Below are 21,782 nucleotides of genomic sequence, written 5' to 3' on the forward strand. Positions count from 1 at the left end.
GAAGCGTTCAGATTTGAACACGAGCGGAAAACTCGGAAAATAGATAATCTGACTGAGAAATCAGGATTTCTCGTCAAATTCCTAATTTTCAGTCGTTTTCTTGTCGCTCTTTGTATCATAAATTATGTCTATCCATATTGCTGCTAAACAAGGTGAGATTGCTGATAAAATTCTCTTGCCGGGTGATCCTCTTCGTGCCAAGTTTATTGCGGAGAATTTCCTAGAAGATGCTGTTTGCTTTAACGAAGTGCGGAACATGTTTGGCTACACTGGTACTTACAATGGTCAGCGGGTTTCTGTCATGGGAACTGGGATGGGAATGCCATCGATTTCGATTTATGCGCGTGAGTTGATTGTGGACTACGGTGCGAAAAAATTGATCCGTGTGGGAACGGCTGGTTCGCTCAATGCCGATGTGCACGTTCGTGAATTGGTTCTGGCTCAAGCGGCTGCGACCAACTCAAACATTATCCGCAATGACTGGCCTCAGTATGATTTTCCTCAGATTGCCAGCTTTGACCTGCTGGACAAGGCTTATCATATTGCTAAAGACTTGGGCATGACGACCCATGTCGGAAATGTCTTGTCGTCAGACGTTTTCTATTCGAACTATTTTGAGAAAAATATCGAGCTGGGCAAATGGGGCGTGAAAGCTGTTGAGATGGAAGCTGCGGCACTTTACTATCTGGCTGCTCAGCACCAAGTAGAGGCTCTAGCTATCATGACTATTTCTGATAGCTTGGTCAATCCTGACGAAGATACGACAGCAGAGGAACGCCAAAATACCTTCACCGATATGATGAAGGTTGGTTTGGAAACATTGATTGATTAAGCATGGATCTAGATTTAAAAGAGGAAATTCTCTTTGCGATTTCCCGTTATGACTATGCTTATGCCTATAAACTGGCGCAGAAGTTGATGGGAAGTTCCTCGATTGTAACCAGCCTATTGGCCATTCTGGCAGAGCGAAGAGAGCTCAATATTCTGTCAGCCATGGATGAAGAGTTGAAGACTGCCTTGCAGACGCAAAGCGGTTTTCAGCTTTTTTGTCATACCGATTTGGCTGATGAGCAGCTGGCCAACTATCTCTATGATTTGGAAGCCAAGCTGCGCAATGAGCAGATTATTGATTTCGTTCGAGCGGTTAGCCCGGCGATTTATCGGATTTTCATGCGCTTGATCAAGCTGGAAATTCCTGATATTGAGCACTTTATCCATAATTCTCGTGAAGCCAGCTATGACCGTTGGAAGTTTGAACGGATGCGGGAGTCGGATTATGCTGCCTTACAGGTCTTTCATGCAGAAAGCACGGTCAATTCATCCAGTCTGACAGAGTTGATTTTGCATTTGGATTTGCCTGAGTCTGTCAAGGAAGAGGTCAGACAGCTGCGGGAGTTGGAAAAGTCAGTTCGAAATCCGCTGGCTCATCTGATTAAGCCCTTTGATGAGGCAGAATTATATCGGACAACCGGTTTTTCATCCCAGCATTTTATGGAGATTTTGGTGGACTTGGCACGTTTCACAGGGATTGTCTACGATCGGGAACATTTTTATTTTGATGAGGCAAATCGCTTGGTTAGAGCTTTATTGACAGGAGAGGAAAATGGATAAAACACAGCAGTTGCAAGACATGATTGACCAAAGTCAGAATATCGTCTTTTTCGGCGGGGCGGGTGTCTCGACCGAGTCTAATATCCCTGACTTTCGCAGTTCGGATGGGATTTATAGTGTCAAGCTGGGTCGGCATTTTACGGCAGAGCAGCTGGTTTCGCATACTATGTTTGAGCGCTATCCGCAGGAGTTTTTCGACTTTTACAAGAAATACCTGCTCTATCCAGATGCCAAGCCCAATGCGGCTCACGCCTATCTGGCTCATCTGGAGAAGACCGGCAAGCTCAAGGCTGTAGTGACGCAAAATATTGATAGCCTGCACGAAATAGCTGGTTCAAAAAATGTCCTCAAATTGCACGGTAGTGCGGATAGAAATTTCTGTCTAAACTGTCAGCAATTTTATGATTTGGACGGCTTTCTGGCTCTGGACGGTACCATTCCTCACTGCCTTGACTGCGGCGGTATGATCAAGCCTGATGTGACCCTCTATGAAGAGCCCTTGGATATGGAGACTTTCCAACAAGCCGCGCAGGCCATTCATCAAGCGGATCTGCTGATCATCGGGGGCACTTCCTTGGTGGTTTATCCCGCTGCTAGCCTTATTCAGTACTTTACAGGTAAGCATCTGGTCGTTATCAACAAGACCAGTATTCCACAGGACAAGCAAGCTGACCTCGTCATCGAAGGAAAGATTGGGGAAGTTTTGGGCAAATTACGACAATAAAAAGAACACCTGGTGTGAGCATTAGATGCTTGTTTCAGGTGTTTTGCTTTATTTATCAAACTGTACTTCCTCAATCAGATACTCGATAAAGCGCTCGCCCATCTTGGACAGGCTGGCTTTTTCGTGCTGGATATAGACCAGCTCGATCGGATCATCAATGTCCAGTGGAATGGAGACGATATTATCTCCGTTGAGGTTGCTGTTGAGAATACCGGTCGCAATCGTGTAGCCATCCAGACCGATCAAAAGGTTAAACAGTGTTGCACGGTCGCTGACGACGATGGACTTTTTATGGTGTTCCTGAGAGAGAATTTCCTCAGAAAAGTAGAAGGAGTTGTGAGTCCCTTGGTCGTAGCTTAGGTAGGGGAAGTTTTCTAAGTCGGATAATTGGACCAGCTTTTTCTTGGCCAGCGGATTGGACTTGCTGACAAAGATATGGGGCTGAGCTGTAAAGAGATGAGTAGCAATCAGGTGATTGTCATCCAGCATCTTGGATAGAACATCGCGGTTGTAGCTATTGAGAAAGAGGACGCCAATTTCGCTGCGGAAGTTTTTTACGTCGTCAATGATCTCCCAAGTCCGAGTTTCCCGTAGAAAGAGCTCGTATTTCTCCATGTCGCTTTTTTTGAGCAATGAAACAAAGGCATTGACCACAAAGGCATAGTGCTGAGCAGAGACGCTAAAAAGCTCGCGGTGGGCGACAGGATTTTTGTATCGCTCTTCTAAAAGCTGAGTCTGCTCCACCACTTGGCGAGCATAGGAAAGAAACTCCATGCCGTCTTTGGTCAAGGTGATTCCTTTGGGATTGCGAATGAAAATCTCGATGCCCATTTCATTTTCCAAATCCCGTACAGCGTTGGACAAACTAGGCTGGGTGATAAAAAGTTGCTTGGCAGCTTCGTTCATGCTGCCGGTCTCGACGATTTTGATAATGTAGTGTAATTGTTGAATTCTCATAGGTCTATTTTATCACAAACTGGGGATTTTTTCCTGATAAATCAGAAGTTTAGAAAATGTTTGCTTGCTAAAGTTTCCTATGCTAAAATGAAGGAAATAAGGAGGGCGATATGGCCAAAGAGGATGACTATAAAAATCGTTCGGTAGGACTACCCATTACTATTTTTATAGTATTTTTGACAATTTGCTTAATGATTCCACTTGGGAAGGTGATGATCATGTGGGGAGGTCAAGCTGTTTATAAGGATTTGGAGCGAAAGAGTATGTCCTCGTCTGTCTATCAAAAGTCACCAGAGGAGCTTAAGCTAGAAGAGAAAGTTTTAGAGAGAGAAAACCATCGTTTTAAATGGACAACTGATGAAATCATCAATCTGCAAATAAAGGATACCGCTGCTGGTCAAAACGGAGCTTCTCTGGATCAAATCCTTGAAAAGCATGGCAAGGCTTCAAGCTTTTTTTATACTGAGAGCAATGGAAATATTGAATTAAACTATACAAGTGAGATTACTCAAGGCCATCATAGTCATCTAAGTTTAACATTTGAAAAAGATGGAGCAGGTTATCATCTCATTGGGAAGAGAGCGAATATTCTTGATGAGGCCTATCAAACTTTGCCTCAGGGAGATAGTCCCCATCTCTGGACAAAGGATGAAATTGCAGGTTTACAAGTTCGTGACGAGAGTACAGGCAATCCTGGTATGTCCTACGAAGAAATCATCCAAATATTTGGTCTACCGAGAGAATCTGAAGTTTTTATTTCGCGCTTGGACGCGGCAGATAGCCAGCAGATTGGCTTGGAACTCCAATACTTAACTTCAGATGAAAGATATAATAATGAATGGGTTCATTTAATCTTTCATCGTCAAGAAGATGGCGTCTTTCGGTTGACGACAGTTACTAGTCATATCGATAGAAGAGAAAGATAGGGAGATTGATGGTCTCCTTAGGCAGCCAAAGCAAGCAGAAAAGACGGGGAATTTGGGCTTTCCTCTATATAAACAGACTGAAGTACATTTTGCAATCTCGATCTATTCGTGATATGATGAATTTTTAGACTGATAAGGAGTAGTGATGAAGAGACAAGAAGATTCGTTTGAAGATATTGCTTTTGAGTTAGAAAAGCAAACCTATAAGTCCAAGTTTTTACCAGTCATGGTAGTAGCTATTGTTGTATTTTCTATCATTGGAACAGTTTTTTTAACACTTTCTCTGTCAGAAAAAAGCAAAGCCAAGCAGACGCCAACTCCGTCTAGCCAGATTAGTTCGTCATCAAATAGTTTGGAAGATGAGAAAGCTGAAGCAGAACAATTCGCTAAAAGTCTTATTGTTTCTCCAGAAAAAAGCGGTCCCTTTCTTTGGACAGTTGAAAAGGCAGTCGCGCTTCCCATGAACAAATACAAGGGTGGAGCCGTCTTGGAAGATGTTTTAAAGGAATTTGGGAAACCAGTTCAAGGTGGGGCCTGGATTGATTTTTTGCCAAATCATAAAGTTCAAAAACATATTCGCCTTATCTGGGAATCGAAAAATGGTAGTATGGGCTATGTATCTTTAACCTTTGCTGAATTTGATGGTGTCTATAAGGTTATTTCAAAATACCATTTTAGTCTTTCAAGTGATAAAATTCAGGTGGATAACAATCCTAAAAGATCCTTTTTATGGACGCAAGCATACATCGATAGTCTTGTTATTGGTGCTAGAGAAGGAACAGCTAAAGGTACACCATATGATGAGATTGTTTTAAAAGTCGGCTTACCTCTCTATCAGACGATTTCTGGAGACGACAATCAACTGAAGATGCGGGTTGATTATGTTAATCCAGATTCTTGGCAAAATCCAGAACAATTGAAAAGAGTTCATTTAGAATTCTACAAGCAAGGAGATGGAAGATGGCGTTTGGTGTCTAAAGAAAGTGAGTAAACTAAATCGATAAGAAAGAGGAGGAAAATGAGGAGAAGTAGCAAGAAAAAACGTGATCTTCATTCGTTTAGAGAGATCAAAAGAGACCTTTATCGTCAACAAAAGCTAAAACGAGAAGAGCTCAGAGTGATGACGATGAAGGAGGAGAAAAAAAGAATTAGCTTGGCTTTTACCCTTCTTTGTTTGGCAATCTCTTTTGCTTTGTTCTTTGGCTTCTATTATTTATCGCAACAGGTTCCTAATAAAGCTGAGTTGAAGTACAAATATGACGATAAATCCTCATCAGTTAGTGGAGACAGCTCGGCTAGTCTGCAAGATGATGATGAATCAAAATTGACCCAAGAACAAAAGGAACTGAAACAGAAAATTGTTGAGGAAGATGAAGATAAGTTTGCTTTTAATTGGACATTGGATAATTTTGTAGAGCTCAAGGTGGAAAATGGGGGGACTAATAGTCCAACTTTAGAAGAAGTTATTGCGAAATATGGTAAGGGTTCAAATGTGAGTTTTGGTACAAAAGGATTGACACTAACTTATAAGACAAGAATTATAGATATTCCGAGATATGGCTCATCGGGACATCCTCAGGAAATCAATTTGGTTTTTTATGACCCAGATTCGAATGGGAAGAACTATTATCTGATAAGTAAAAGTGCAGTATATTTAGATGACAGTAGCTATCCTTCAGCGACGAAAGACGAATTTGTCTTTAAGTGGAAGCCAGAAGATATGGATACATTAAAAATAGGTGATAGCCAGCATGGCAAAGGCGGGATGACTTACCAAGAGGTTGTTGAGCGTTTTGGATTGCCTTCACATACAAATATTTCGGGAAGCGATACAGATTATAGTCCGTTAACATTGCAAGTGAATTATATTAATATTCGTCGTTCAAATACAGAAAGAAAAAGTGATAGGGTGTCTTTGATTTTCAAACGGCAGGAGGATGGCAGTTTTTGTTTGGCAGATGTAAGAAGTGAATTTGACAAGAGCTGGTAAGGCTGTGGTGAGTCGGAGACATGAAAATTATAATATTTTTATGCCTTGACATTCCTCGTCTCTAACGATATAATGTTTACAATTTAACCTTTAATCAAGTCCAGTGAGGCTGCAAGGTAGGAAAAACGGTATAAGGGGCAATTTGACTGCCTCGTTTTTTGCAAAACCTTGCTGCGGCGAGGTTTTTTCTTGTAGAAAGTGAGGTTGTCATGGTTAGTGACAGTTGTAAAAAGAGATTTGGCAAGATTATGCTGGAGCAGATGGAGCTGCTGGAGCAAGTAGAAATTGCGCCTCAGATTTTTTCGATGCGCCTGAGAGGTCAGATGGTGAGTCAGATGCAGGTTGGGCAATTCCTGCATATCCGAGTGCCAGATGATAGCAAGCTGCTGCGGCGGCCGATTTCCATATCGGAGATTGATCGGGAGAAAAATATCTGCCGGATTATCTATCGGGTCGAAGGTGGCGGGACGGCCATTTTCTCTCAGCTTCCTGTCGGTAGCTATCTTGATGTCATGGGACCTCAGGGAAATGGTTTTGATTTGTCTCCGGTAGAAAAGGGCGACAAAGTCTTGATTATTGGTGGTGGTATCGGTGTGCCTCCTCTCTTGCAAACAGCCAAAGAACTGCATGCTAAGGGGGCCCACGTTACAGCAGTATTAGGCTTTGCCAATCAATCTGCGGTTATTTTGGAAGAAGAGTTTCGTGAGTGTAGTCAGTTGTTTATCACTACAGATGATGGGACTTATGGTCAAAAAGGCTATGTATCAACGATTGTCGATGAGCTGACAGAAGAGTTTGCTGCGGTCTATTCTTGTGGGGCGCCCGGTATGCTCCAGTATGTGGATCGTAAGTTTCAGGACCATCCGCATGCTTATCTCTCCATGGAGTCTCGCATGGCTTGTGGCATGGGTGCCTGCTATGCCTGCGTCGTTCATGTAGCAGGCCAGGATGAAGCAGTCAATAAGCGGGTTTGCGAAGACGGTCCAGTTTTTGAGACTGGGACCATCGTGCTTTAGGAGGATAAGGAAATGACTGAGAATCGTTTGAAAATTTCTCTGCCAGGCTTAGAGCTGAAAAATCCAATCATTCCAGCTTCAGGCTGTTTTGGCTTCGGTCAAGAGTATGCCAAATACTATGACTTGGATCTACTGGGTTCTATCATGATCAAGGCGACGACGCAACATCCCCGCTTTGGCAATCCAACGCCCCGTGTGGCTGAGACGCCAGCCGGCATGCTCAATGCTATCGGCCTCCAAAATCCAGGTGTCGATGCAGTTTTGGCTGAAAAACTTCCTTGGCTGGCTCAGCACTATCCAGACTTGCCGATTATTGCCAATGTGGCTGGTTTCTCCAATGAAGAATATGCTTATGTATCTGGAAAAATCTCTCAAGCTCCCAATGTCAAGGCCATTGAGCTCAATATTTCCTGCCCCAATGTGGACCATGGCAATGCGGGGCTTTTAATCGGACAAGTCCCTGAGCTAGCCTATGAAGCGGTAAAAGCAGCAGTTGCTGCCTCTCAAGTTCCAGTCTATGTCAAATTGACTCCTAGTGTAGCAGACATTACCCAAGTGGCCAAGGCGGCAGAAGATGCGGGTGCGAGCGGACTGACCATGATCAATACCTTGGTGGGAATGCGTTTCGATCTGAAAACGAAGCGGCCAATCATTGCTAATGGAACGGGTGGTATGTCTGGTCCAGCTGTCTTTCCTGTGGCTCTCAAGCTGATTCGTCAGGTTGCGCAATTCACCAAACTGCCAATCATTGGTATGGGCGGAGTTGACTCGGCAGAGGCAGCGCTGGAGATGTTTATCGCTGGTTCATCAGCTATCGGTGTCGGAACAGCGAATTTTACTGACCCTTATGCCTGCCCTAACATTATAGAAAACTTGCCGCAAGTCATGGATAAATATGGCATTGAAAGCCTAGAAAATTTGAGAAAAGAAGTCAGAGAAAATTTGCTTTAAGCTCGATTTTCTCTTGACAAACTTCCCAGTAAATTATAGAATGTTTAAGATAAAACCTTTAAAGAAGTCCAGAGAGGCTCTAAGGCGCATACGTTTAAAATGGCAGATTCTGCCACATTTTCGTGTAACCTTGCTCTCGGGCAAGGTTTTTTCTACGATTATAGTAAGTAAAAAGTAAGGAGAAGAACCGTATGCGTGAAGAACGTCCTATTATCGCCCTAGACTTTCCATCTTTTGATGATGTCAAAAACTTTCTGGAGCATTTTCCTGAAGATGAAAAACTGTACGTCAAGATCGGCATGGAATTCTTTTATGCCATTGGTCCAGAAATTGTGCATTATCTGAAAGGTTTGGGACATAGTATTTTCCTCGATTTGAAATTGCACGACATCCCTAATACCGTGCGTTCAGCTATGTCTGTTTTGGGAACATTTGGGGTTGATATGGTGACGGTTCATGCGGCTGGTGGCGTTGAGATGATGCGGGAGGCCAAAAAAGTTCTCGGTGACAATGCGAAGCTAGTAGCGGTGACCCAGTTGACTTCGACCAGTGAAGAAGATATGCGCGACTGCCAAAATATCCAAACAACTGTGCAGGAGTCGGTTGTTAATTATGCCCGCAAAGCCAAGGAAGCTGGGCTGGATGGGGTTGTTTGCTCGGCCTTGGAAGTTGAGCTCATCAAGGCAGCTACGGCGGACGATTTTCTTTGCGTGACACCGGGTATTCGGCCAGCAGGTGCTGAAATCGGTGACCAAAAGCGGGTCATGACACCGCAGGAAGCCCACCAAATTGGTAGCAATTATATTGTAGTTGGTCGTCCGATTATTCAGGCTGAAAATCCTTGGGATGCTTATCACGAAATTAAGAAACAGTGGAACAGCTAAGTAAGAATTTCAAATGAAACGAATAACAGATGTATAAGGAGTAAAAAATGACTTTAGCCAACGATATTGCACGCGACTTGTTGAAAATCAAAGCGGTTTACTTGAAACCAGAGGAGCCTTTTACTTGGGCTTCTGGGATTAAATCACCGATTTACACAGATAACCGAGTGACTTTGGCCTACCCAGAAACTCGGACCTTGATCGAAAATGGCTTTGTCGAAAAAATTCGTGCTGAATTTCCTAATGTGGAAGTGATTGCGGGCACGGCAACTGCGGGCATTCCTCACGGAGCTATCATTGCCGACAAGATGAATCTGCCTTTTGCCTATATCCGTAGCAAACCCAAAGATCACGGGGCGGGCAATCAGATTGAAGGCCGAGTGGCTCCTGGTCAAAAGATGGTCGTGATTGAAGATTTGATTTCCACTGGTGGTTCTGTCTTGGATGCTATTGAGGCAGCTAAGCGTGAAGGAGCAGATGTAATCGGTGCTGCAGCTATCTTCACCTACGAATTGCCAAAGGCGGATAAGAACTTTGCGGATGCAGGCGTGAAGTTGGTGACTTTATCAAACTACACAGAACTTATCCACTTGGCTGAGCAAGAAGGCTACATCAATGCAGAAGGATTGACTTTGCTGAAGAAGTTTAAAGACGATCAAGAAAACTGGCAAAATTAAGAAGGTACGAGGAGGCGGGACTAGCATATTCCTGTCTCCTTTTTAGGATTTACTTGGCCTATGCTCACTTTTTAAAATAGCAAAAAGTGCCTGATTTTGTTATAATAAAGCCATGTCTAAGATTTATCATATCACTTTTTTGATTCTGCAAAAAATCATGCTGGTATTGAGTCTTCATTGGCTGTTTACAGCTATTTTTCATGTGTCGCAGTTGAGTAGCTTGGCTCTGATTTTGTTTGGAGTCTTGGCGATCTTAGAGAATCGCTATCGGTTTCAGCTTAAAAAGTCTTATCATTTTCTCATGAGGCACAAGCTTGCCATTGCTTTAGCATCTCTCCTTTTTCAGCTCATCATGCTCCTATCGGCTGAGCTTTTGATTCGACGGGATGCAGCGGTGGTTTTCACAGGGGCTTTCAAGTACCTGAAGGAGTCCTCTATTTCCAGCTATCTGACGCGCAATCCCAATAATCTGCCCCTCTTTCTCTATGAGCGTTTCTTCTTTAATCTTTTTGGTGAAGCAGCGCTCTGGATTATGCAGGGACTCAATCTTTTTTACGTCAATATTGCATCTTGGATCCTCTACAAAGGCTGTCAGCGGTACTTTTCGCAGGCTACAGCCGATGCGGTTTTTAGTCTTTATGTGACCTTGGTCGGATTTTCGCCTTACTACATGTCTATGTACACGGACATTCCTCCCTTGCCTTTGATTAGTCTACAGATTTTTCTGGCTCTGAGTCTGTTGGAAAATAAGGGGAATAGTCGCCAAATCATTTCTAGAAGCCTTTTATTAGGGATTCTGACCAGTCTTGCCTTTTTGATTCGTCCGACAGTGATGATTCTGCTGATTGCTGTTTTTGGGGTTCTGTTCTTGAGACAAAACTGGAAAAAATTTTTCTTGACTGTGGCGGCCTTTGCTCTAAGCTTTTCGGCAGGCTATCTTCCGCTTCATTATGGCCTAGCCCACCAGACAGAAGAGCCTATCATCCAAGGCGAAGGACTGGCCAAAGGGCCACTGCTTTTCATCAATCTAGGCCTAACCAATATCGGTCACGATCAGGAAGACATGAAGGAAGGGCTCTTGCAATACGTGGAACCCGACAAACGGGCTGACTACAATAACGGCATGTTTGCCAAGGAAAATGTCATCAAAGAAATCAAGCGTCGTCTGAAAGAATACACTCCGCTGACCTTTCTACAACACCTGTATTATAAACACTCTTTGACAGTTGCTGAAGGAAACTTGGGCTGGCTCTATCGCAGTGTTGAAAATGAAAAGACGCCATATATTTCACCGCTTTATGAGTTCACAAAAGACAATGCATTCGCCCAGTTTATCCGTGACTTTTTCCTCAATTCTGATAAGGATAGTTTTCTATTTTATTCGCTGCTTAAGCAGGCAGTTTGGATTATTATGGCTTTGGGTCTTGTCTTTGCCCTTTGGAAATACCGACCAAATGATTCCTTGAATTTCTTGATCTTGGCAGTTTTCGGTGGTCTCCTCTTTCTGCAAATTTTCGAAGGAGGCAAGACGCGTTATCTGATTCAGTTTTTGCCACAGATTTTGATTCTGTCAGCCCTAGGATTAGCCCAGTATCCACAAGCTCTAGGGAAGTTCCGCTTTTGGACTAGAAAGAAGGAGTCTTTAGAATGAAAAGACCTGTTCCTATCTATGAACCGCTTTATAGCTTGAAGCCTATTGCCGAGAATATCTGGATTGTCGACGGTGATTTGATTGAGATGGATGCGGTGCTGACAAAATTGCCTTTTTCTACCCGCATGACTGTCATCAAGTTAGCAAATGGCCAGCTCTGGTGCCATTCACCAATTCAGCCAAATCAAGCCTTGTTTGACCAGTTGGACGCTTTGGGACCGGTCGCACACCTCGTTTCACCTAATAAGATTCACTATGCTTATATAGCTGATTGGAAGAAGCGTTATCCTGAGGCAATTGCTTGGTCTAGCCCAGGAGTTGAGGAGAGAGCGGCCAAGCAGAAAATTCCAGTCTCTTTTGATGAAAAGCTGACGAATGAGGCTCCTGAAGCTTGGGCAGACCAGATAGATCAGTTGGTTTTCAAGGGAAGTGCTTATATTGAGGAAGTTGTCTTTTTTCACAAGGGCAGTCAAACCTTGATTTTGACAGATTTGATTGAGAATTTTGAAACAGAGCATTTTCCAAATCCTTTTCGCAGCAAGGTTTATAAGTTAGTTCGTGTTGCAGCTCCGGATGGCCAGACGCCTATTGACTACCGTATGACCTTTATCGGTCATCAAAAAGAAGCTAAGGAGTGTTTGAAGCGAATGCTGGCTTGGCAACCAGAAAAAATCATCCTAGCCCATGGTTCTTGTTTTCTAGAAAATGGCACCACAGAACTAAACTAAGAAGAGCACTTAGGTGGATTAGATAAAAAAAGAAAATGCTTATTGCTTTGTTCCAAGGAGGTTATCTCTAAAATATTATGATAAAGAGAAGTTTATTTTTAAATTTTATATATAAAATTTTCTTTCTATTACTTTTGATCTTGCTGACTGTTTTTGCTTTTTCCTATTTGAATTATATAGGAAGTGGATTTGTATGGGAAGAAGCAAGTAAGAGCGAGAGAAAAAGTGCTTTTGTAGAGGTTGTTTGTGGAATTATTATTTCTGGTTACGCTTTTGTTCGATTTCTTGAATTAACTGAGCATATCAGCAGGCATAGAAAATATCTTAAAAGAATGACGGAGGAATTATCTCCAACTCCTGATTTTGAAACAATAGAAGAGGAGGCTGACTTTCATGACAAAGAATTAAAGCTTTTGATTTATAAGAATTGCCTCATTACTTATCATAACTATTTCTGTTTTAGGAAGATGGATTCTCAAATTTGGCAGATTTTCTTGAATAAATATCAGAAATATAGTCGATACAAGGGCAAGAAAAGCAAGTCTCTTTTGCCGCCGAAGTTCTTCCTTATTGTCAGAAATCAAGACTATAGGGAACAGTTTATGCCACTTAAGTACAAAGAGAAAAATTGGAGTCGCTTTAGAACTTATCTAGCTGACCATTATCCGGCCATAGAGCTAGATGAACAAGTTCGTGAAATCGAGACGTAAGGAGACAGATATGCAGCATTCAGCTTGGCACGCTTTGATTAAGGAGCAGCTGCCGGAAGGTTATTTTGCAAAAATCAATCATTTTTTAGACGAAGTGTATGCTTCAGGGACCATTTACCCACCTCGGGAAAAGGTGTTTAATGCGATTCAGACGACGGATTTAGCGGATGTTAAGGTGGTTATTTTGGGGCAGGATCCCTACCACGGACCAAGACAGGCACAGGGCTTGAGTTTTTCAGTACCTGATGATATTCCAGCTCCGCCTTCTTTGCAAAATATTCTCAAAGAACTGGCTGATGATATCGGAGTGAAAGAGTCGCATGATTTGACTTCCTGGGCTCAGCAAGGTGTTCTCTTGCTCAATGCTGGGCTGACTGTGCCTGCTGGTCAGGCCAATGCGCATGCAGGTTTAATCTGGGAGCCTTTTACAGATGCGATTATCAAGGTTGTCAATGCAAAGTCAGATCCAGTTGTCTTTATACTATGGGGGTCTTACGCCCGCAAGAAAAAAGCCCTGATTAGCAATTCCCAACATTTGATTATCGAGTCGGCTCACCCAAGTCCGCTGTCTGCCTACCGTGGCTTCTTTGGCAGCAAACCCTTTTCACGGACCAATGATTTCTTGGTGACTAAGAGCTTGGAGCCAATCGATTGGTTAGCTTAGGAGGTAATATGGTTCAGTTAGCAACGATTTGTTATATCGATAATGGGCGGGAGTTTCTCATGCTGCACCGCAACAAAAAGCCCAACGATGTCCATGCAGGGAAATGGATTGGAGTCGGTGGTAAGTTAGAGCGAGGAGAAACCCCGCAGGAATGCGCGGCACGTGAAATTCTAGAGGAAACAGGTCTAAAGGCCAAGCCTGTCCTAAAAGGTGTTATTACTTTTCCAGAATTCACTCCCGACTTGGATTGGTACACCTATGTTTTCAAGGTAACGGAGTTTGAAGGAGAGTTGATTGATTGCAATGAAGGGACGCTGGAATGGGTGCCTTACGATCAGGTGCTTTCAAAGCCGACTTGGGAAGGAGATCATACCTTTGTTGAGTGGCTTTTAGAAGATAAGCCTTTCTTTTCTGCAAAGTTTGTTTATGACGGGGATAAACTGCTCGACACGCAGGTCGATTTTTACAAATAAAGGAGATACAAAATGCTACTAATCAAGAATGGCCGTGTAATGGATCCTAAGTCTGGTCTGGATCAAGTGTGCGATGTGCTGGTGGAGGGCAAGAAAATTGTCAAAATTGGCCTAAATCTGGAAGCGGCTGATGCCCAAGTCCTAGATGCCAGTGGTTTGGTCGTTGCCCCCGGTTTGGTCGACATTCACGTTCATTTCCGGGAGCCAGGCCAGACTCATAAGGAAGATATTCATACGGGGGCTTTGGCAGCGGCAGCGGGCGGTTTTACAACGGTTGTTATGATGGCCAATACCAATCCGACCATTTCTACAGTTGAAACCCTGCAGGAAGTGCTGGAGTCAGCCAGTCGGGAAAATATCCATATCAAGTCGGTTGCAACAATTACAGAGAATTTTGATGGGCAGCATCTGACAGATTTCCAAGGTCTTTTGGCAGCTGGTGCAGTAGGTTTTTCTGATGACGGTATTCCGCTGACCAACGCTGGCATTGTCCGCCAAGCCCTGATAGAAGCACGCAAAAATGATACTTTTATCAGCTTACACGAGGAAGACCCAAATCTCAACGGCATCCTTGGTTTCAATGAGCATATTGCCAAAGAGCATTTTCATATCTGTGGCGCGACAGGTGTGGCAGAATACAGTATGATTGCCCGTGATGTTATGATTGCTTATGATGCCAAGGCTCATGTGCATATCCAGCACTTGTCCAAGGCTGAGAGTGTAAAGGTAGTGGAATTCACTCAGAAGCTAGGTGCTCAAGTCACCGCTGAAGCAGCACCTCAGCACTTCTCTAAGACAGAAGCTCTGCTATTGACCAAGGGCAGCAATGCTAAGATGAATCCGCCTCTGCGCTTAGAATCGGACCGCTTGGCGGTTATCGAGGGGCTCAAATCTGGTGTTATTTCTGTCATTGCAACGGACCATGCTCCACATCATGCTGACGAGAAAAATATTGAAGACATCACTAAAGCGCCTTCTGGTATGACTGGTCTTGAGACCTCGCTTTCTCTAGGGCTAACCTATCTGGTAGAAGCAGGTCATCTTAGCCTCATGGAGCTCTTAGAAAAGATGACGGTCAATCCAGCTAGTCTCTATGATTTTAATGCTGGCTTTCTAGCCGAAGAAGGCCCAGCGGATATCACTATTTTTGATCCTAAAGCTGACCGTCTGGTTTCCGACCATTTTGCCTCCAAGGCAGCCAATTCACCTTTTGTTGGAGAAGAGCTGAAAGGCCAAGTCAAATATACCATCTGCGATGGAGAAATCGTCTTCCAAGACTAGTAGATATTCATAGAAAGTCAACGTTCCATGTCATTTTGGAACGTTTTTCGTATTAAGAAGAAGGATTCTTTGAAAAGGCATTCCCTTTTTACAATAAAAACAGTATAATAGTAGAAAAAACATAGACTGGAGCTTTTATTTATGAAAAAGAAGCATCTTATTTTACCTGTTTTGTCTACGGTTCTGTTGGCACCTGCCTTTTTGGACCATCAAGTTGCTGCGGATGAGGTTCAGCCAGCAACTGCTGTGGCAAATGTGAACGAACCAGCTCAAAAATCGGTTGAAACGGATTTGGCGCAAGCAGGTGGAGTTTCTGCCGATGAAGCTAGTGTTAATGCGGCCATCGCAGCTAATGCTCAAGATGTATCAGGAGCGTCCGACGCAAGCTTGCCTGAAGCTACCATTCTTCATACAAACGATGTGCACGGTCGTATCGTCGAAGAAAAAGGTGTTATCGGAGATGCCAAACTTGCAACAGTTATCAAGGAAGAACGTGCGAAAAATCCTCAAACGCTGGTCGTAGATGCAGGAGATGCTTTCCAAGGTCTGCCAATTTCTAACAGCTCCAAAGGGGAAGAGCGCGCGAAGATCCTCAATGAAATCGGCTATGACGCTATGGCGGTCGGCAACCATGAATTTGACTTCGGTTTGGATGAAGCTAAAAAATATAAAGAAATCCTTAATTTCCCACTTCTCAGTGCTAATACCTATGCCAACAATGCCCGTGTGTTCCAAGCATCAACCATTGTGGACAAAGATAAGAATGTAGAAGGTGATGAATTTGTTGTGATCGGGGTGACCACTCCTGAGACGGCTACAAAAACTCACCCAAAAAATATTCAAGGTGTGACTTTCGCGGATCCAATTACAGAGGTTAATCGGGTGATTGACGAAGTTGAAGCGCGTGCAGCAGCTGAAGGCAAGACTTACAAAAACTATGTCGTTCTGGCTCACTTGGGTGTGGATACTACGACACCAGTTGAATGGCGCGGTTCTACCTTGGCTGAAGCTCTTTCTAAAAATGCCAAGCTGAAGGGCAAGCGCGTAACAGTGATTGACGGCCATTCTCACACAGTAGAGTCCACTACTTATGGTGAAAATGTAACCTACAACCAGACTGGTAGTTATTTGCATAATATCGGTAAAGTTACTTTCAAGGCCAACCAACTTCTGGGCAATCCTCAGCAAATCCCAGCTGCAACAGCTAAAAAAGCTAGTCCAGACCCAGTTGTAGCAGAGATGGTCAAGAAGATCAAGGAAAAATACGATGCAGAAAATGCCAAGGTAATCGTAGCTAATAGCCCTGTTGAGCTTAACGGGGACCGTGAAAATGTCCGCGTTCGAGAAACCAATCTGGGGAATGTGGTAGCAGATGCCCTTTACAAATACGGACAGACAGGCTTTGCCAATAAAACAGACTTGGCTGTGACCAACGGTGGCGGCCTACGGGAAACCATTGCCAAAGACAAGCCAATCACAAAGGGAAGTGTCATCGCTGTATTGCCTTTTGGAAATACCATTTCTCAAATCAAGGTAACTGGTCAGAATATCGCAGATATGTTTGCCAAATCTTTGGGTTCCATTCTGCAAGAAAAAGATGGAAAACCTGTCTTGGATGAAAACGGCCAACCATTGCTAGAGCCAAGCGGCGGTTTCTTGCAAGTCTCTGGTGCCAAAGTTTACTATGACACAACTCTGCCAGCAGAGAAACGGATCCTTCGCATTGAAATCAAAAACAAAGAAACAGGTGCTTATGAAGCCCTTGACTTGGCTAAGACCTATTACCTGACAACCAATGACTTCCTAGCAGCAGGTGGTGATGGTTATACCATGCTAGGTGGTGCGCGTGAGGAAGGTCCATCTATGGACGTGGCCTTTGCAGAATATCTGGAAAGTGCAGATTTGACAGCCTATGCAGCAATTAATCCAAATTCTCGCACGATTTCTATGTCTGCTAGCAAGGATACAGATGGAGATGGTTACACAGATATCGAGGAAATCCAGCAGGGCACTGATCCAAAAGATGCCGCTTCTAAGCCTGGACAAAGCAACCCAGCAAATCCTACCAATCCAACAAACCCAACTAATCCGACAAATCCAACAAATCCAATCAATCCAGTGGTTCCAAGCCAACCTAATCATCCAGTTGTGCCTGAGACAAAACCACAAGAACAACCTTCTGTTGAGAAGCCAAATACAGCTCAGCCAGCAGCAAATAAGGCAACTTATCAAGCTCCAGCACAGGTTCGTCCGACAGAACTAGCAAGCAAACAAGGAACTCTTCCGAAAACAGGAAGCAAGAATCCTTTCCTTCTTTCTATGTTTGGCTTGGTATTCGGAATGCTGGGTGCAGCAGGTCTGAAAAAAACTCAAAAAGATTAAAAAAATGAGGCTGGGACAAAAGTCCTAGCCTCTCAATTGTTTTTTTGGATTGTCGAGCAAGACGCAGTGGTTGAGTGGGCTATACTACGCTGATTTCATCAGCATTTACAGCCCTACTCAACTGTGCGGAGGTGAGACGACGAAATCGAATTCTAACGAATTATCGATTTCTGTCCCACTCTCATTTTTTTGGATTTTGCTTGGTCAGGTTGATGCCCCAAGGGATTAGGTTTTCAGTTTTATTTCGAATTCGCTGGATATTGTCCCGATGGCGAAGGATGATAATAGCTGCTAAGAGAATGATAATCAGGGTAAAGAGGAAATCATAGCTAGGTAGGATAAAGCCTAAAGCAGGAAAAATCAAGACAGACAGGATAGCCACGCTTGCAGAAATCACACTGGCGAGGGAAATCATACTTCCCAGATAGAGGGTTGTCACAAAGACCAATATCAGATAGACAAAGAAAGCGGGTGAGAAGCCCAGAACAGCTCCTGCACTAGTCGCTACGGCTTTGCCACCCTTAAAGCCAGCAAAGATTGGGAAGGTATGTCCAATCACAGCCAAGAGGCCAAAAATCAGTGGTGAAATCCCTTCAATATGTAGGAAAAGCGGCAGCAGCGTTGCCAGTGTACCTTTGAAAAAGTCAATGGTAAAGGTGGCAGTGCCGGCCGTCTTACCCAAAATCCGGAAAGTATTGGTCGTGCCGGTATTGCCACTACCGTATTCGCGGAGGTTCTTTTTAAAGAAAATCTGTCCAATCCACAGACCTGTCGGAATGGAGCCCAGTAAATATGCTAGTAATAATCCAATTATCGTGTTCATCATGATTTTATTATACCATGATTTGGAACTTGGACAAAGGACTATGATAAGAATATTTTAAGTGAATTGTCTAGTCTGACGCTTGCAGCTAGGCTGCCTTTCTCCAAAATCACTTAAAATCCAGATTCTATCGGTCTTTAAAGGGTATTTTGTAGAAAAAAGCTTTGCAAAATTTACCAAAAACTTGTAAGATAATAAGGATGACTATCATGCAGGAGGTTCCTTGTGGCAAAAAAGGAAATCAATATTAACAATTATAATGACGATGCCATTCAGGTATTAGAAGGGTTGGATGCGGTCCGTAAACGTCCGGGGATGTATATCGGATCGACCGACGGAGCAGGACTCCACCATCTGGTCTGGGAGATTGTGGACAATGCAGTCGATGAAGCCCTGTCAGGCTTTGGTGACCGGATCGATGTGACCATCAACAAGGACGGCAGTCTAACCGTTGCTGACCACGGACGCGGGATGCCGGTCGGCATGCACGCTATGGGCATTCCTACGGTTGAGGTCATCTTCACCGTTCTCCATGCTGGAGGGAAGTTTGGTCAAGGTGGTTATAAGACCTCGGGTGGACTCCACGGTGTAGGATCCTCTGTAGTCAATGCCCTATCTAGTTGGCTGGAAGTGGAAATAACGCGCGACGGGGCTGTTTACAAGCAGCGTTTTGAAAATGGTGGAAAACCTGTCACTACGCTCAAGAAAATCGGTACGGCTCCTAAGTCCAAGTCTGGGACCAAAGTGACCTTTATGCCGGATGATACGATTTTTTCAACGACGGACTTTAAGTACAACACCATTGCAGAGCGACTTAAGGAATCAGCCTTCCTGCTCAAGAATGTCCGCCTGTCGCTGACCGATGAGCGGACTGGCGAAGAAGTAGAGTTTCACTATGAGAATGGCGTTGAAGACTTTGTCAGCTACCTCAACGAAGACAAGGAAACCCTGACTCCTGTCCTATATTTCGAGGGCGAGGAGAGTGGCTTCCAAGTCCAGGTGGCTCTCCAGTACAACGACGGCTACTCTGACAATATCCTGTCCTTTGTCAATAACGTCCGCACCAAGGACGGTGGTACCCATGAGACGGGACTCAAGACCGCAATTACCAAGGCCATGAACGACTATGCCAGAAAGACGGGCTTGCTCAAGGAAAAGGACAAGAATCTGGAAGGCTCAGACTATCGTGAGGGTCTGGCTGCTGTCTTGTCCATCCTCGTCCCAGAAGAACACCTCCAGTTTGAAGGCCAGACCAAGGACAAGCTGGGCAGCCCTTTGGCTCGTCCAGCCGTGGACTCCATCGTCTCTGACAAGCTGACCTTCTTCCTCTTGGAAAATGGTGAGCTGGCTTCCAATCTCATCCGCAAGGCTATCAAGGCCAGAGATGCTAGAGAAGCAGCCCGAAAGGCGCGTGACGAAAGCCGAAATGGCAAGAAGAATAAAAAAGACAAGGGCTTGCTCTCTGGTAAGCTGACTCCGGCTCAGTCCAAGAATCCAGCCAAGAACGAACTCTATCTGGTCGAGGGAGACTCTGCCGGTGGCTCTGCTAAGCAAGGCCGTGACCGTAAGTTCCAAGCCATCCTGCCTCTGCGTGGTAAGGTTATCAATACTGCTAAGGCTAAGATGGCTGATATTCTCAAGAACGAAGAAATCAACACCATGATCTACACAATTGGAGCGGGTGTTGGGTCAGACTTTACCCTTGAGGATGCCAACTATGACAAGATCATCATCATGACCGATGCGGACACCGACGGTGCCCATATCCAGACCTTGCTGCTGACCTTTTTCTATCGCTACATGCGCCCACTGGTTGAGGCTGGCCGAGTCTATATCGCTCTGCCGCCTCTCTACAAGATGTCCAAGGGCAAGGGCAAGAGCGAAGTCGTCGAGTATGCCTGGACCGATGGCGAGCTGGATGACCTGCGCCGCAAGTTTGGCAAGGGGGCCATGCTTCAGCGCTACAAAGGGCTCGGTGAAATGAACGCCGACCAGCTCTGGGAGACGACCATGAATCCCGATACCCGCACCCTCATACGTGTCACCATCGAAGACCTGGCCCGAGCCGAACGCCGTGTCAATGTCCTCATGGGCGACAAGGTCGAACCACGCCGCAAGTGGATTGAGGATAATGTCAAGTTTACTTTGGAAGAAACCACGGCGTTTTAGTAATACTCTATCCCTATATACTATTTTCTGAATTCATTAGCATTTAATTACTAATGTTTCATAACTTATATAATTTAAGTGTTTTCGTGAAAGGTGTGATTCCCATGAGAACTGAACCCGAAATGCTAGATTTAATTTTGCAAACTGCAAAAGTGCTACAAGTCAACGCTGTCGCCATGTCCGTCTCGCGGACAAATCCAAAAGCCCCCAAGGATGAGTTCCAAGACTACGATGTGGTCTACATAGTGGAGGATTTGGATGGTCTGGTGGCTGACCTTGCTTGGTTGGAAGGGTTTGGCAAGCGCATGATTGAGCAGCAGGTCCTAGTAGGCCATCGCCGCCTCTATCTCATGCTTTTTGAAGATGGCAATCGGATCGATTTGACCCTCTGCTCCAAAGAGCACATCAAAGAGTGGGTGGATAGCGAAGCGGATTTCACGGTGCTGGATGACCCGCAGGGGCTTTTTGCCCCTTATGCACCGACGACTAGGCGCTATTGGACGGCACCAGCCAGCGCGATTGATTTTGATAAATCTTGCAATGAATTTTGGTGGGTGTCAGCCTATGTAGTCAAGGGCATTCGTCGAAATCACCTGATCTATGCGACGGATCATTTGTATGGAATCTGCCAGCAAGAATTGCTCAAGCTTTTAGCTTGGCAAGTGGCAGCAGATAAGGGGACGGTTGATGTTGGCAAGAACTACAAGTACCTCTTTCAGTATTTGCCTGCTGAGAAAGAGAAAGAATTTACGGCCTTGCTTGACTTTTCTGACCAGAAAAGCCTCACCAAGTCTCTCTTAACTACCATGGACTTTTTCCACAAAGAAGCACAAGCTTTCTCTCTCAAAGCTGGCTTCCACTATGACAAAGAAACCGCAGAGACGATGATTGAGTATGCTGAGGAGAAGTTGAAATAGTTTCAGAGACACTTGCAAGATAAACAAAACTTTGGTTGATAATAGTTATTGAGGTGAAATAGTATGTTGGATCTTATGTTTGGAATATTTGCTATGTTATTCCCATTTCTTCCGATTGTGTCCATAATCTTATCAATATATATTGCCTTACAAAATAATAAACTTGGCAAAAGATTTTATGGTTTATTTTTTCCTGTAATTATCACCATATGTAATATTTGGTTGTTTTCCATAGATCGGACAGATAT

The 21,782-nt window shown here is 44.2% G+C and carries 20 protein-coding genes and 1 pseudogene; 19 read left to right on the plus strand and 2 right to left on the minus strand.

The features are described 5' to 3' along the window. Window positions 1–124: 124 nt before the first annotated feature. From deoD to FZ954_RS00775, 3 genes are read left to right on the plus strand one after another with little or no spacing between them, the layout of a single operon-like run. Window positions 125–832 (plus strand): purine-nucleoside phosphorylase, encoded by a 708-nt coding sequence (deoD, locus tag FZ954_RS00765; protein WP_148876259.1) that lies wholly within the window; start codon window positions 125–127, stop codon window positions 830–832. A 2-nt stretch (window positions 833–834) separates the two neighbouring features. Then, on the plus strand, window positions 835–1,611 hold the full coding sequence (locus FZ954_RS00770) for a hypothetical protein (protein ID WP_148876262.1): 777 nt from the start codon (window positions 835–837) through the stop codon (window positions 1,609–1,611). Beyond that, window positions 1,604–2,335, plus strand: coding sequence for an NAD-dependent protein deacylase (locus FZ954_RS00775; RefSeq protein ID WP_148876265.1), 732 nt, complete (start codon window positions 1,604–1,606; stop codon window positions 2,333–2,335). The genes FZ954_RS00770 and FZ954_RS00775 overlap by 8 nt, the downstream gene beginning before the upstream one ends. Window positions 2,336–2,383: 48 nt before the next feature. On the opposite strand, the gene FZ954_RS00780 is transcribed toward FZ954_RS00775, so the two are convergent. Then, entirely contained in the window at window positions 2,384–3,292 is a 909-nt protein-coding gene (locus tag FZ954_RS00780; protein ID WP_002895403.1) for a LysR family transcriptional regulator, read from the minus strand. Between the two features lie 110 nt (window positions 3,293–3,402). On the opposite strand from FZ954_RS00780, the gene FZ954_RS00785 reads away from it, so the two are divergent. The 14 genes and pseudogenes from FZ954_RS00785 (at window position 3,403) to nt5e (ending at window position 17,625) form a co-directional block, all read left to right on the plus strand. After that, window positions 3,403–4,218: a hypothetical protein gene (locus FZ954_RS00785; protein WP_148876267.1), complete on the plus strand. Its 816-nt coding sequence runs from the start codon at window positions 3,403–3,405 to the stop codon at window positions 4,216–4,218. Window positions 4,219–4,363: 145 nt separating this feature from the next. Further along, window positions 4,364–5,209, plus strand: a complete 846-nt coding sequence (locus FZ954_RS00790) for a hypothetical protein (RefSeq protein ID WP_148876270.1) — start codon at window positions 4,364–4,366, stop codon at window positions 5,207–5,209. Window positions 5,210–5,236: 27 nt separating this feature from the next. After that, complete coding sequence (locus tag FZ954_RS00795) at window positions 5,237–6,208, plus strand: hypothetical protein (RefSeq protein ID WP_148876273.1); 972 nt, start codon at window positions 5,237–5,239, stop codon at window positions 6,206–6,208. A 209-nt stretch (window positions 6,209–6,417) separates the two neighbouring features. Then, window positions 6,418–7,224, plus strand: coding sequence for a dihydroorotate dehydrogenase electron transfer subunit (locus FZ954_RS00800; RefSeq protein WP_125404742.1), 807 nt, complete (start codon window positions 6,418–6,420; stop codon window positions 7,222–7,224). Window positions 7,225–7,236: 12 nt separating this feature from the next. Then, entirely contained in the window at window positions 7,237–8,175 is a 939-nt protein-coding gene (locus FZ954_RS00805) for a dihydroorotate dehydrogenase (RefSeq protein WP_148876276.1), read from the plus strand. 191 nt (window positions 8,176–8,366) lie between these two features. Next, window positions 8,367–9,059, plus strand: a complete 693-nt coding sequence (gene pyrF / locus FZ954_RS00810; protein WP_062006014.1) for an orotidine-5'-phosphate decarboxylase — start codon at window positions 8,367–8,369, stop codon at window positions 9,057–9,059. 47 nt (window positions 9,060–9,106) lie between these two features. After that, window positions 9,107–9,736, plus strand: coding sequence for an orotate phosphoribosyltransferase (gene pyrE / locus FZ954_RS00815; protein WP_148876278.1), 630 nt, complete (start codon window positions 9,107–9,109; stop codon window positions 9,734–9,736). Window positions 9,737–9,848: 112 nt separating this feature from the next. Then, entirely contained in the window at window positions 9,849–11,387 is a 1,539-nt protein-coding gene (locus FZ954_RS00820; RefSeq protein WP_148876280.1) for a glycosyltransferase family 39 protein, read from the plus strand. After that, a pseudogene (locus FZ954_RS00825) lies at window positions 11,384–12,141 on the plus strand (DUF4336 domain-containing protein). Before FZ954_RS00820 ends, FZ954_RS00825 begins: the two are co-directional and overlap by 4 nt. 51 nt (window positions 12,142–12,192) lie before the next feature. Further along, window positions 12,193–12,825 (plus strand): hypothetical protein, encoded by a 633-nt coding sequence (locus tag FZ954_RS00830; protein WP_125371043.1) that lies wholly within the window; start codon window positions 12,193–12,195, stop codon window positions 12,823–12,825. A 10-nt stretch (window positions 12,826–12,835) separates the two neighbouring features. Continuing rightward, entirely contained in the window at window positions 12,836–13,489 is a 654-nt protein-coding gene (locus FZ954_RS00835; RefSeq protein ID WP_148876283.1) for a uracil-DNA glycosylase, read from the plus strand. A gap of 8 nt (window positions 13,490–13,497) precedes the next feature. Continuing rightward, on the plus strand, window positions 13,498–13,962 hold the full coding sequence (locus tag FZ954_RS00840) for an 8-oxo-dGTP diphosphatase (protein ID WP_125373493.1): 465 nt from the start codon (window positions 13,498–13,500) through the stop codon (window positions 13,960–13,962). Window positions 13,963–13,974: 12 nt separating this feature from the next. Then, window positions 13,975–15,243: a dihydroorotase gene (locus FZ954_RS00845; RefSeq protein ID WP_148876285.1), complete on the plus strand. Its 1,269-nt coding sequence runs from the start codon at window positions 13,975–13,977 to the stop codon at window positions 15,241–15,243. Between the two features lie 141 nt (window positions 15,244–15,384). Then, on the plus strand, window positions 15,385–17,625 hold the full coding sequence (nt5e, locus tag FZ954_RS00850; protein ID WP_148876287.1) for a cell surface ecto-5'-nucleotidase Nt5e: 2,241 nt from the start codon (window positions 15,385–15,387) through the stop codon (window positions 17,623–17,625). A 181-nt stretch (window positions 17,626–17,806) separates the two neighbouring features. On the opposite strand, the gene plsY is transcribed toward nt5e, so the two are convergent. Beyond that, on the minus strand, window positions 17,807–18,451 hold the full coding sequence (plsY, locus tag FZ954_RS00860; RefSeq protein WP_125371047.1) for a glycerol-3-phosphate 1-O-acyltransferase PlsY: 645 nt from the start codon (window positions 18,449–18,451) through the stop codon (window positions 17,807–17,809). A gap of 222 nt (window positions 18,452–18,673) precedes the next feature. Here plsY and parE point away from each other — a divergent pair, with 222 nt between their 5' ends. Further along, window positions 18,674–20,617 carry a DNA topoisomerase IV subunit B gene (gene parE, locus FZ954_RS00865; protein ID WP_148876291.1) on the plus strand — a complete coding sequence of 648 codons (1,944 nt, stop codon included), beginning with the start codon at window positions 18,674–18,676 and terminating at the stop codon, window positions 20,615–20,617. A 104-nt stretch (window positions 20,618–20,721) separates the two neighbouring features. Continuing rightward, on the plus strand, window positions 20,722–21,534 hold the full coding sequence (locus tag FZ954_RS00870; RefSeq protein ID WP_148876294.1) for an aminoglycoside 6-adenylyltransferase: 813 nt from the start codon (window positions 20,722–20,724) through the stop codon (window positions 21,532–21,534). The last annotated feature ends 248 nt before the right edge of the window (window positions 21,535–21,782 follow it).

Origin of the sequence: Streptococcus sp. Marseille-P7375 (genome assembly GCF_902460365.1) — a bacterium.
GTDB lineage: Bacteria > Bacillota > Bacilli > Lactobacillales > Streptococcaceae > Streptococcus > Streptococcus cristatus_I.

Coding starts and splice junctions, on each gene's coding strand:
- FZ954_RS00770 (WP_148876262.1), top strand. CDS start 835: ATGGATCTAGATTTAAAAGAGGAAATTCTCTTTGCGATTTCCCGTTAT.
- plsY (WP_125371047.1), bottom strand. CDS start 18,451: ATGATGAACACGATAATTGGATTATTACTAGCATATTTACTGGGCTCC.
- FZ954_RS00795 (WP_148876273.1), top strand. CDS start 5,237: ATGAGGAGAAGTAGCAAGAAAAAACGTGATCTTCATTCGTTTAGAGAG.
- FZ954_RS00820 (WP_148876280.1), top strand. CDS start 9,849: ATGTCTAAGATTTATCATATCACTTTTTTGATTCTGCAAAAAATCATG.
- FZ954_RS00835 (WP_148876283.1), top strand. CDS start 12,836: ATGCAGCATTCAGCTTGGCACGCTTTGATTAAGGAGCAGCTGCCGGAA.
- FZ954_RS00830 (WP_125371043.1), top strand. CDS start 12,193: ATGATAAAGAGAAGTTTATTTTTAAATTTTATATATAAAATTTTCTTT.
- FZ954_RS00790 (WP_148876270.1), top strand. CDS start 4,364: ATGAAGAGACAAGAAGATTCGTTTGAAGATATTGCTTTTGAGTTAGAA.
- FZ954_RS00800 (WP_125404742.1), top strand. CDS start 6,418: ATGGTTAGTGACAGTTGTAAAAAGAGATTTGGCAAGATTATGCTGGAG.
- pyrF (WP_062006014.1), top strand. CDS start 8,367: ATGCGTGAAGAACGTCCTATTATCGCCCTAGACTTTCCATCTTTTGAT.
- FZ954_RS00775 (WP_148876265.1), top strand. CDS start 1,604: ATGGATAAAACACAGCAGTTGCAAGACATGATTGACCAAAGTCAGAAT.
- FZ954_RS00840 (WP_125373493.1), top strand. CDS start 13,498: ATGGTTCAGTTAGCAACGATTTGTTATATCGATAATGGGCGGGAGTTT.
- FZ954_RS00785 (WP_148876267.1), top strand. CDS start 3,403: ATGGCCAAAGAGGATGACTATAAAAATCGTTCGGTAGGACTACCCATT.
- FZ954_RS00780 (WP_002895403.1), bottom strand. CDS start 3,292: ATGAGAATTCAACAATTACACTACATTATCAAAATCGTCGAGACCGGC.
- FZ954_RS00805 (WP_148876276.1), top strand. CDS start 7,237: ATGACTGAGAATCGTTTGAAAATTTCTCTGCCAGGCTTAGAGCTGAAA.
- FZ954_RS00870 (WP_148876294.1), top strand. CDS start 20,722: ATGAGAACTGAACCCGAAATGCTAGATTTAATTTTGCAAACTGCAAAA.
- FZ954_RS00845 (WP_148876285.1), top strand. CDS start 13,975: ATGCTACTAATCAAGAATGGCCGTGTAATGGATCCTAAGTCTGGTCTG.
- pyrE (WP_148876278.1), top strand. CDS start 9,107: ATGACTTTAGCCAACGATATTGCACGCGACTTGTTGAAAATCAAAGCG.
- nt5e (WP_148876287.1), top strand. CDS start 15,385: ATGAAAAAGAAGCATCTTATTTTACCTGTTTTGTCTACGGTTCTGTTG.
- deoD (WP_148876259.1), top strand. CDS start 125: ATGTCTATCCATATTGCTGCTAAACAAGGTGAGATTGCTGATAAAATT.